At 75.5% G+C, this 3,947-nt stretch carries 4 protein-coding genes and 1 pseudogene; all 5 read right to left on the minus strand.

Annotated elements, in window-relative coordinates:
- Positions 1-534 (minus strand): annotated as a pseudogene (locus DQW85_RS26315) (ornithine cyclodeaminase family protein); the annotation flags it as partial.
- 7 nt (positions 535-541) lie between these two features.
- Positions 542-1,516, minus strand: a complete 975-nt coding sequence (locus DQW85_RS26320; protein WP_113702627.1) for a proline racemase family protein — start codon at positions 1,514-1,516, stop codon at positions 542-544.
- Between the two features lie 47 nt (positions 1,517-1,563).
- The gene (locus DQW85_RS26325) at positions 1,564-2,565 is read right to left on the minus strand and encodes a proline racemase family protein (RefSeq protein ID WP_113702628.1); all 1,002 of its coding nucleotides are present in this window, start codon (positions 2,563-2,565) and stop codon (positions 1,564-1,566) included.
- Entirely contained in the window at positions 2,562-3,458 is an 897-nt protein-coding gene (locus DQW85_RS26330) for a dihydrodipicolinate synthase family protein (RefSeq protein ID WP_240197435.1), read from the minus strand. The genes DQW85_RS26325 and DQW85_RS26330 overlap by 4 nt, the downstream gene beginning before the upstream one ends.
- Positions 3,455-3,947: (2Fe-2S)-binding protein (locus DQW85_RS26335; protein WP_205315421.1), on the minus strand; the 493-nt coding region annotated here is incomplete at its 5' end. The genes DQW85_RS26330 and DQW85_RS26335, both read right to left, overlap by 4 nt.

Consider the following 3,947-nt stretch of genomic DNA (forward strand, 5'->3'; position numbering starts at 1 on the left):
CTCGGCGCGCAGGCCGCGGGCGCGGCAGTGGGCGGCGAGCGACTCCGCGCGCCCCGGGTCACGGCCGACGACCGTGACGCGCTCGACCGGACGCACCTCGGCGAGCGCCTCGACGTGCCCCCACGCCTGCGGTCCCGTGCCGAACACCACGAGCTCCCGCGCGTCAGGTGGGGCCAGGTGGCGGACGGCGAGCGCCGACACGGCCGGGGTGCGCAGGCTGGTGAGCGCGACGCCGTCGAGGGCGGCCAGCGGTGTCAGCGTGTCGCCGTCGAGCAGCAGGTACGTCCCCTGGATCCGGGGCAGCCCGCGGGCGGGGTTGCCGGGCGCGACGGTGACGGCCTTCACCCCGGCGTAGCGGCCGGCCGCGGCCGGCATCAGCAGCAACTGCCCGGCGGGCAGCTCGACGGCGGGGCGGAGCGGCGTGTCCTCGGGGTCGAGCCCGCCGCGCAGGGCGTCCTCGAGGATCCGTACGGCCCGCGCGACTGGCACCAGCCGCCGCAGCGTCGCGGCGTCGAGGTAGGGAAGGGGGTTCATGATCGCATCATCGCAGGGTGAAACCGGTGCCGATGGGGTCGGCCGGATCCAGCTCGAAGGCGTGCCGGCCGGTGCGGTAGGCCATGCCCTCGATCTCGGGGACGACGCCCTCCCCGGTCACCCCGGCCACGCGGGCGCGGAAGGCGCTGCCGACGATGCCGTGGTGCGCGAGAGGTTCGCGCACGCCCTCGTCGTGCAGGAGCGCCAGCCTCGCGGCCGTGCCGGAGCCGCACGGGGAGCGGTCCACCTCGCCGTCGGCGAACACGGTGACGTTGCGCTGGTGGACGTGGCCGTCGCCGCCGGGCAGCTCGTCGTAGAAGATCACGCCGTACACGCCGGACAGCCGCTCGTCGCCGCGGTGGCGGGTCGCGGGATGGCCCGCGAGGGCGGCCTTGATCCGTCGGGCGGTGGCGATGAGATCGGTCAGGTGCTCGGGCCGCACCGCCAGGCCGACGGCGCGGGCGGGCAGGCAGGCGTAGACGGCCCCGCCGTAGGCGAGGTCCACCTCCGCGCCGGCCGCCGGGACGGCGCGGGCGATGACGTACGACGGGACGTTCACGAACGTGACGGCCTCGACGCGCCCGCCGGCGCTCCGGACGCGGGCGGTGACCCGGCCCGACGGCACGTCGACGACCACGTCGGTGTCGCCGTCGGCGACGGCCTCGACCAGGCCCTCGCGGACGGCGTGCACCCCGAGCGCGATCGTGCCGTGGCCGCAGGCCGTGGAGAAGCCGTCCTTGTGCCAGAAGAGCGCGCCGAGATGGGCTCCGGGGCCGTCCGGCGGGACGAGGAAGCAGCCGTACATGTCGGCGTGGCCGCGCGGCTCGTGGCAGAGCAGCCGCCGAACCCGGTCGGCCTCGCCCCCGGGCGCGCTCGCGCGGGCGCGGCGGTCGAGGACGCTGTCGCCGGGCAGGTCGGGAGCCCCGCCGGTGACGATCCTGAACGGCTCGCCGCCGGTGTGGTAGTCGACCGTGGTGATCACGCCCGCGCCACCCCCGGCATCGCCCGCAGGGCCGGTCGCGGGGCCCGTCACAGCTCGAACCCCTCGGGGAACGGGTCGCGGGGGTCCAGGAAGTACTGGGCGGTGCCGGTCACCCAGGCCCGTCCGGTGATCGACGGCACCACGGCGGGCGCGTCGCCGACCGTCGTCTCCTCCAGGAGCCTGCCGACGAAGCGGGTGCCGATGAACGACTCGTTGACGAAGTCGCGGCCGAGCGGCAGCTCGCCGCGCGCGTGCAGCTGGGCCATGCGGGCGCTGGTGCCCGTGCCGCACGGCGAGCGGTCGAACCAGCCCGGGTGGATCGCCATCGCGTGGCGCGAGTGGCCGGCGTCGGAGCCGGGCGCGGCCAGGTAGACGTGGTGACAGCCGCGGATGCGGTCGTCCTCCCGGTGCACGGGCTCGTCCGCGGCGTTGATCGCCTCCATCGTGGCCAGGCCAGCGGCGAGGATCTCGGTACCGGCCTTGCGGTCGAACGGCAGCCCGTACGCGCCGAGGTCGGCTATGGCGTAGAAGTTGCCCCCGTACGCGAGGTCGTAGCGGATCTCCCCGTACCCGGGCACGGTGACGGCGGCGCCGAGCCTGTCACAGTACGACGGCACGTTGCGCAGGGTCACCGACATGGCCATGCCGTCACGCACGGCCACGTCGACCACGACGAGCCCGGCGGGCACGTCCAGCCGCACGGTGGTGACGGGCTCGACGACCTCCACCATGCCGGTCTCGACCAGGACGGTGGCCACCCCGATGGTGCCGTGGCCGCACATCGGCAGCAGCCCCGACACCTCGATGAACAGCACCCCCCAGTCGGCGTCCGGCCGGGTGGGCGGCTGCAGGATGGCGCCGCTCATGGCGGCGTGGCCGCGCGGCTCGTTCATCAGCAGCCTGCGGACGTGGTCGAGGTGGTCGCGGAAGTGGACGCGCCGCTCGGCCATGCTCGCGCCCGGGATCACGCCCACGCCGCCCGTGACGACCCGGGTGGGCATGCCCTCGGTGTGGGAGTCGACGGCGTGGAAGACCCGCTTCGTCCTCATCGCAGCCCCTCGGCCAGCGCCTTCTCCGTGGCGGCCCGGACCGCGGCCTCCTGGCCGCCGGCCAGCGGCAGGCGGGGCTGCCTGCACGGCCCGCCACGGCGGCCGGCGACGTCCATGGACAGCTTGATCGCCTGGACGAACTCGGTCCGGGAGTCCCAGCGCAGCAGCGGATGGAGTTTGCGGTAGAGGGGCAGGGCGGTGTCGAGGTCGCCCGCGACGGCCGCCCGGTAGAGGGCGGCGCAGGAGGCGGGCAGCGCGTTCGGATAACCCGCGATCCAGCCGGCCGCCCCCGCCAGGGCCAGTTCCAGGAGCACGTCGTCCGACCCGATCAGCAGGTCGAGCCCCGGGGCCAGCTCGGCGATCTCGTACGCCCTGCGCGGGTCCCCGGTGAACTCCTTCACGGCCACGATCAACCCCTCGTCGAACAGCCGGGCCAGCAACGCGGGGGTCAGGTCCACCTTGGTGTCGTACGGGTTGTTGTAGGCCACGATGGGCACCCCCGCCCTGGCCACCTCCCGGTAGTGCTCGACCACTGCCCGCTCGTCGGCCCGGTAGGCGTTGGGCGGCAGCAGCAGCACCGATCCGCAGCCGGCCTCGCCCGCCTGCTCGGCCCACCCGCGCGACTCGGCGGCGCCGTACGCGCCGACGCCCGCCATCACCTGGCGCCCGCCGACCGCCCGCACGGCGGTGCGGACCACGGCGGACCGCTCGTCGGGGGTGAGCGTCTGGTACTCGCCCAGCGACCCGTTCGGCACCACGCCGTCACACCCGTTCGCGACCAGCCAGCGGCAGTGCTCGGCGTAGCCGTCGAGGTCGACGGACAGGTCGTCGCGGAGAGGCAGGGCGGTGGCCACCATGATCCCCTGCCAGGGCTTGACACGCTCGATCATCATGAGTCCTTCCGGTCGGTTGCGCGGGTGCGGGACGTGCCCTCGGCCAGGGCGCCGAGGCTGACGGGCTGAGCGATGGGGCGCCGCGGCGGGCCGGGGGGCTCACCGGCGAGGCAGGCGACCGGGTAGCCGCAGATGCGCCCCTGGCACCAGCCCATCCCGGCCCTGGCCAGCAGCTTCACCGACCGGGCGTCGGTGGCGCCCAGGTCCAGCGCCTCGCGGACGCGGGCCAGGGGCACCTCCTCGCACCGGCACACCACCGTGTCGTCGCGAAGCCAGCCCCGCCAGCCCGGCCTGATCGGATACGCCTCCAGCAGCGCCTCGGCGAACGCCCGCATCCGCCTCCGTCTCCGGAGCAGCACACCCGGCACCGCCACCCCGTCCAGGGAGGGCCCCCGCCGGCTGCCCGGGAGCGGGACGCGGTGGGCGGCGGCGACGGCCAGGCCCGCGATGCGGCCCTCGATCTCGGCCAGCCGCCACCCGCCCACGCCG

The organism is Nonomuraea lactucae, from assembly GCF_003313395.1.
GTDB lineage: Bacteria > Actinomycetota > Actinomycetes > Streptosporangiales > Streptosporangiaceae > Nonomuraea > Nonomuraea lactucae.

Bases quoted from the DNA above. Each gene is read 5' to 3' on its own strand.
- DQW85_RS26325 (WP_113702628.1), bottom strand. From the start codon at position 2,565: ATGAGGACGAAGCGGGTCTTCCACGCCGTCGACTCCCACACCGAGGGC.
- DQW85_RS26330 (WP_240197435.1), bottom strand. From the start codon at position 3,458: ATGATGATCGAGCGTGTCAAGCCCTGGCAGGGGATCATGGTGGCCACC.